This is a genomic window from Pelatocladus sp., from assembly GCF_059505505.1.
Genome location: NZ_JCACKS010000123.1, coordinates 1 through 6,702 on the forward strand (window position 1 = coordinate 1; position 6,702 = coordinate 6,702).

4 protein-coding genes and 1 tRNA gene are annotated in these 6,702 nt (G+C 40.8%); 1 reads left to right on the forward strand and 4 read right to left on the reverse strand.

The annotated features are described in order from the left end of the window. Window positions 1-177: 177 nt before the first annotated feature. Entirely contained in the window at window positions 178-759 is a 582-nt protein-coding gene (gene dcd, locus AC5JMK_RS11225; RefSeq protein ID WP_096677583.1) for a dCTP deaminase, read from the forward strand. A gap of 469 nt (window positions 760-1,228) precedes the next feature. Here the strand turns inward: dcd and AC5JMK_RS11230 are convergent. From AC5JMK_RS11230 to AC5JMK_RS11245, 4 genes are all read right to left on the reverse strand, one after another. Beyond that, a tRNA-Cys gene (locus AC5JMK_RS11230) sits at window positions 1,229-1,300 on the reverse strand. Window positions 1,301-1,382: 82 nt separating this feature from the next. Then, window positions 1,383-1,973 (reverse strand): chromophore lyase CpcT/CpeT, encoded by a 591-nt coding sequence (locus tag AC5JMK_RS11235; protein WP_096677582.1) that lies wholly within the window; start codon window positions 1,971-1,973, stop codon window positions 1,383-1,385. A gap of 192 nt (window positions 1,974-2,165) precedes the next feature. After that, complete coding sequence (gene nifJ / locus AC5JMK_RS11240; protein WP_495910093.1) at window positions 2,166-5,852, reverse strand: pyruvate:ferredoxin (flavodoxin) oxidoreductase; 3,687 nt, start codon at window positions 5,850-5,852, stop codon at window positions 2,166-2,168. 329 nt (window positions 5,853-6,181) lie between these two features. Next, on the reverse strand, window positions 6,182-6,702 hold a 521-nt coding region (locus tag AC5JMK_RS11245; RefSeq protein ID WP_495910094.1), incomplete at its 5' end, for a hypothetical protein.

The window sequence follows — 6,702 nt, forward strand, 5'->3', positions numbered from 1 at the left end:
AACTTCTATTGACGTTCTTTTACCACAAAATATACTATTTTGGAGATGTTTATTTAGTAACACCAACCAGAGATTAGCAAGTAGGTGAGATCAAATTTTAATTAAAGATGGTTGACCTTTTGAAGAAACAGTAATTGCTATATTCTTAAAGTTCGATTCTTACAGCATAGGTCAAGCATGTTGAAAAACGATAAATGGATTATTGAACAAGCTAAATTGGGGATGATTGCTCCCTTTGAAAGTTCTCTAGTCCGCCAAATAGATGATAGACGAGTTATTAGCTATGGGTTGTCCAGCTACGGATACGACTTGAGACTAGCTCCAACAGATTTTCGTGTTTTTAGACACATTCCAGGTACGGTCGTTAATCCTAAACGGTTTAACCCTGATAACTTGGAACGTATTCCACTACAAACTGATGAAGATGGGTCTTTTTTCATCATTCCAGCAAATTCATATGCATTGGGTGTCTCGTTGGAGCGATTGCGTATTCCTCCTAACATTACAGTTATTTGTATTGGAAAATCTACGATGGCACGTTGTGGGATTATTGCGAACATAACACCTGCCGAAGCCTCATGGGAAGGCTACTTAACCTTAGAATTTAGTAATGCCTCTAGTGCGGACTGTCGAATTTATGCTAATGAAGGTGTCCTGCAACTTCTCTTCTTTGAAGGAGAGCCATGTCAAACAACTTACGCTGATCGCTTTGGAAAGTATCAGGATCAACCTCAAACTGTAACTCTTGCCAGGGTTTAATAATTTAACATTACGCTATTCATCCCCACCCTGCTACGCTGAGGGTGGGGATGAATAGCGGGAAATTGTGAAAACCTCTCAAGCGTATTTGTAGCTTGCTTCCCGTAGGGTACGTAGTTCAAACAGTGCAGAGAGGATTTGAGCAATTTCCAATTATTCGTTTGGTACTTCTTGAGATTTTATATATTGCTTGATTCTTTCAATTGGTGCGCCACCTGTAGAAGCAACATATCTTGCTTCTAAAGAACTGGGGTAAAGACCTTTATCCCTTCCACTTTACCCCAGTTTTTACCCCAGAAATGCTGATTGGGGTAAAAACCTTTACCTTACATTTTTACCCCAGTTTTACCCCAGTTCTTTATCCAAACTACCCAAAATAACCCCAAAAATCTCTTAAGGCTTGGAAAACCAGACCTTTTACGTCCAACAAAAAAGGGCTTCCAAGCCCTGAAATACTTGATTTTATTAAAGGCGGCACCCGGATTTGAACCGGGGGATGGAGGTTTTGCAGACCTCTGCCTTACCACTTGGCTATGCCGCCACATTTACAGGTTTCCATCATACCAAAATTTAATAGAGAATTGCACCCCCAAAATCATAAATTTTTTGAGGATGAATAAAGCCTAAATTTTTACTTCATCAGCGAAACTTTGCCAACGAACAAAGTAAAACGGGCCAGCGACAGATCCCCAAATATGTTCATCAGTTTCTGGATCACGTCCCCGATCAAGGCTAATAAATTTTTCTTCGTTAATCTCAAACTCGCTATCAAGGTAAGTTTTGTAACCTTTACGAAAGACAATACAGGTTTTTCCTGGCTCTACCCTGCCTTTGAAGCCATTGCCAATCCATTCTACAATCATGTTGCAGCCTGGTAATTTTTCCAAATCATCGGTGGTTATTGTTTTTAGGCGTTCGACGTTACGAGATGCACCGTAGAATCTTTCTTCTTGTTTAACGGTGTAGTTTTCGATCACAATGTGATCTTCTGCACTCAGCAACTTTAATACTCGCATCCGATAAGGATCATTAAGCATGTAATCATAAGCTTGCTCAACAAAAAAACTTACCCCTGATAGCACTTCCAAGGGAAGGGGACGCATACACACACGTATATGAGCGTAAAAAGGTGGATTTTCAAAAGCTTGTTCTTGATTGCTAAAGTCTGCTGCCATTAAGCGAGCTAAGGTAGCAATATCTGTAGAGCTAGTCATTACAAAAAATACACTACTTGTTTAAAATTTATCTACAAGTATTTTAAAACTTTAAGTACGCTTTCCCATGTCTTAGCTTTTAGATGATTGTGTCAGCTACCAAAAATATAGCAATCCGTGTAGGAGTTGTGAAACTTGAGAAAGCCAGATCTCCGACAAGTTCTGCGGATACAACTGGCAAATTAATTCATATTATTGTGCTGCCAAATACTCATACAATTGCCAACGTGCGTCTACTTCTGCTTGCGCTTGTTGTAGCAGACGTTGAGCAAGTTCGGGTTTACTCTTGACAAGCATTTTGAAGCGATTCTCTTGATACATTGATGTTTCTAGTGATTGTTTGGGCGATCGCATATCCAATTGCAAAGGATTTTTACCCTGTTCTCGCAACTCTGGGTTATAGCGATAGAGCAACCAACGACCTGATTCTACCAAAGCTTTTTGGTTATTCATGGCTGTGGTCATATTAATGCCGTGTGCTATGCAATGACTGTAAGCAATAATCAGTGATGGGCCATTGTAGGCTTCGGCTTCTAAAAATGCTTTCAGTGTTTGATCATCTTTAGCGCCTAACGCTACACTCGCTACGTAGACATTACCGTAGCTCATTGCCATTAATCCTAAATCTTTCTTGGCAGCAGGCTTACCACTAGCGGCAAATTTCGCGATCGCAGCTCGTGGAGTTGCTTTAGAAGATTGTCCACCTGTGTTGGAATATACTTCTGTATCCATGACTAGGATATTCACATTCCGACCACTGGCCAGCACATGATCTAATCCACCAAAGTCAATATCATAAGCCCAACCGTCACCACCAACAATCCAGACACTCTTTTTGACAAGATAATCAGCCAACAATTTTAGATTTTGGATTTTGGATTTTAGATTGGAGTTGGATTGAGAATTGAGTATTTCATCTAATCGCTGTTTGAGCAATTCTACTCTTTGTCTTTGCTCATAGATATCTGCTTCGGTTTGTTGAGGTGCATTGAGAAGAGATTGAACCAAATCCTGAGAAATTAACCCGATTCCCATACTCTGTGACAAGCCGCTTGCGGGTCTACGCGTAGCGTCTCCTCTGGAGAATCCCTGATCCTCAATCCCTAATTTCTGCAATAGTTCCGCAGCATATTCAGCATGTTTATCCAAAGATAAGCGAAAACCAAAACCAAATTCGGCGTTATCTTCAAATAAACTATTAGACCATGCTGGGCCTCTACCTTCAGAATTTTTAGTCCAAGGAGTTGTTGGGAGATTACCACCGTAAATCGAAGAACAACCAGTAGCGTTGGCGATCATCGCGCGATCGCCAAATAATTGTGTCAGTAGTTTCAAATAAGGTGTCTCGCCACAACCAGCACAAGCACCCGAAAATTCAAACAATGGTTCTTGCAGTTGTTGTTGGCGAATTTGGTTTAATTTTAGTTGGCGTCGGTCAGGATTTGGTAAATTTAAAAAGAAATTCCAGTTTTCCCGTTCTTGCTCACGTAAAGGTAGCTGCGGTTTGAGATTAATTGCTTTAGTTTCTGGCTGCAATTTATTTTTCGCAGGACAAATTTCAACACAGATACCGCATCCCGTACAATCTTCTGGTGCTATTTGAATCGTAAATTTCTGTCCCGCAAAGTCTTTATCTTTGGCATTGATAGACTTAAATGTTAGCGGAGCATTTGTTAATTCACTTTGTGCATAAATCTTACTGCGAATTGCGGCATGGGGACAAACCATCACACACTTGCTGCATTGTACACAGACATCAGCTTCCCAAACCGGAATTTCTAGTGCGACATTGCGTTTTTCCCATTGAGAAGTACCTGTGGGAAAAGTTCCATCAGCAGGTAAAGCACTTACAGGTAAATCATCCCCTTCCCACCTCATAATTTTGCCTAAGACTTCTCGCACAAACTCAGGCGCACTTTCAAGATTTTGGATTTTAGATTCTATATTTTGGATTTCTACCTGTTGTGGAACATCGACTTTCTGCAAGTTTTCTAGCGTCTGATCTACCGCTTGCAGATTCATGCGGACAACTTCCGCACCTTTTTTACCATATGTCTTTTCAATAGCTTGCTTGATTTTGGCGATCGCTTCTTCTTGGGGTAAAACTCCTGCTAAGGCAAAGAAGCATACTTGCATAATAGTATTAATGCGTCCACCCATGCCACTATCACGGGCGACTTGAGTCGCATTGATAACGTAAAATTTTAGTTGTTTGCTAATAATTTGCTGCTGTACTTTCGCTGGTAAATTTTCCCAGACAGTATCAGCATCATAAGGACTATTCAGTAAAAAAGTTGCCCCAGATATGGCATCTTTCAGCATATCTACTCGATCTAAAAATACCCATTGATGGCAACCAATAAAATTCGCTTTACCAATAAGATAAGTAGAGCGAATTGGCTTCGGACCAAAACGCAGGTGAGAAACTGTCATCGAGCCAGATTTCTTGGAATCGTAAACAAAATAACCTTGGGCGTAGTTGTCGGTTTCTTCACCAATAATTTTGATTGAGTTTTTATTTGCACCCACCGTCCCATCAGAACCCAAGCCATAAAACATGGCTCTAACAACGTGGTTTGGTTCAGTTGAAAAATTGGAGTCAAAACTTAGGGAAGTATGATTAATATCGTCATTAATACCAATAGTAAAGTGATTTTGCGGTTGTGATTGGGCAAGATTATCAAAAATAGCCTGTACCATTGCCGGGGTAAACTCTTTAGAAGAAAGACCATAGCGACCACCGATAATTGTTGGGGTGTAGGGAGTGTGGGGAGTGTGGGGAGTGTGGGGAGAAAAATTACTTCCTTGTCCCTCTTGTCTCCTTATTCCTTCATGAATAGCAGTGACAACATCAAGATACAACGGTTCCCCGGCTGAACCTGGTTCTTTACTGCGATCTAGAACTGCGATCGCTTTTGTGGTTTTTGGTAATACTTGAATAAATCTTTGAACATCAAAAGGGCGATATAATCTGACTTTGACAACACCGACTTTTTCACCACGGGTATTAAGATAATCTACTGTTTCATGGACTGTTTCACAACCAGAACCCATGAGGACAATCACGCGATCAGCATCGCCTGCACCATAATATTCGTAAATTTGGTAATGTCGTCCCGTGCGTTCCCCAAATTTGTCCATGACTTGCTGGACTATTTCTGCACAAGCATTGTAGTAGGGGTTAGCACGTTCGCGGGCTTGGAAATAAACATCGGGGTTTTGGGCGGTTCCCCGTAATACAGGGTGATCTGGAGTTAAAGCACGGGTGCGATGGGCTAAAATGAATTCTTCATCAATGAGCGATCGCAAATCATCATCTTCTAGTAACTGGACTTTCTGAATTTCATGGGAAGTCCGAAAACCATCAAAAAAGTGCATAAACGGCACTCGCGCCGCCAAAGTTGCAGCTTGAGCAATCAGCGCAAAATCATGAGCTTCCTGCACAGACGAAGAACACAGCAACGCAAACCCAGTACCACGGGCTGCCATCACATCGCTGTGATCGCCAAAAATCGATAAAGCATGGGTAGCTAAAGAACGAGCAGCAACATGAATCACTGCACTAGTTAATTCTCCAGCAATTTTGTACAAATTAGGGATCATCAACAATAATCCCTGGGACGAGGTGAATGTGGTAGTTAAAGAACCTGTTTGTAGCGCCCCATGTACAGCCGCAGCTGCTCCACCTTCACTCTGCATCTCAACTATACTGGGAACAGTATCCCACAAATTACGGCGATTTGACGCTGACCAAGCATCAGCCCATTCACCCATCGCTGAAGAGGGAGTGATGGGATAAATGGCTATGACTTCACTTAAACGATAAGCAACACGGGCTACAGCCTCATTCCCATCAATGGTTGCAAAGGTTGTGTGCATTATTTCCTCCTGCAAGCTACCCCCAAAATTCAGGATGGTTGGCGTAGAGACGTAGCATTGCTAAGTCTCTACATTTCACCAGTCATACTAATTTTTGTTCAGCTACATGTTATCTCATTCGGAAAAATGCTTTGATTTGTATTAATTAATAATGTACTCAACTACAAAGAATAATATTTAATTAGTATTTCATCACATCTCGAAAAAAATAGGGGGTATAGGTTCGAGAATTAATTGAATGAAAAAAATTTGTGCAGATGATTTTTCACCAACTTACAGGCGATCGCAAATTCCAATTCTCAATATGGATGGGGTTTAATTGCATTAATTTAGACAGATGTTTCAGTAAACACTATCTCATACAACGACATTTGAAACTCGTTATTTGCAAGCGATCGCATTTGCAATAATGGTTCAGCCATCGGCGGATTAGCATTCATTTTGGCGTATTCTTGTTGAGAACTCCACAACCCATAATTAATAGCACGAGCGCCATCGAGCGATCTATGAAAGTGAGTTGTAATTAATCCAGATTGTCCTGATATTTGTCGGATTGCTTCTGCGGTGAACTCCAGAAAACGAAGTTGATGAGCAGGATTTTTTAATTTAAAGATTCCAAAATTGATCAACTGACCCTTACCAGCTGTGATTTGCATTTGACTATCAGCAGGTTCACTCATGAAAATTTCGTAGAGATGGGAATCTGGAGCTAAGAATCCTGTAATTTGCATTACTAGAGAAATATCTCGATGGTTAATATATGCATCGTAATCTGCTTGTTGCTGCCATTGCACATAATAAACATCTCCAAAATAGTATATTTTGTGGTAAAAGAACGTCAATAGAAGTT

Coding starts and splice junctions, on each gene's coding strand:
- dcd (WP_096677583.1), top strand. CDS start 178: ATGTTGAAAAACGATAAATGGATTATTGAACAAGCTAAATTGGGGATG.
- AC5JMK_RS11235 (WP_096677582.1), bottom strand. CDS start 1,973: ATGACTAGCTCTACAGATATTGCTACCTTAGCTCGCTTAATGGCAGCA.
- nifJ (WP_495910093.1), bottom strand. CDS start 5,852: ATGCACACAACCTTTGCAACCATTGATGGGAATGAGGCTGTAGCCCGT.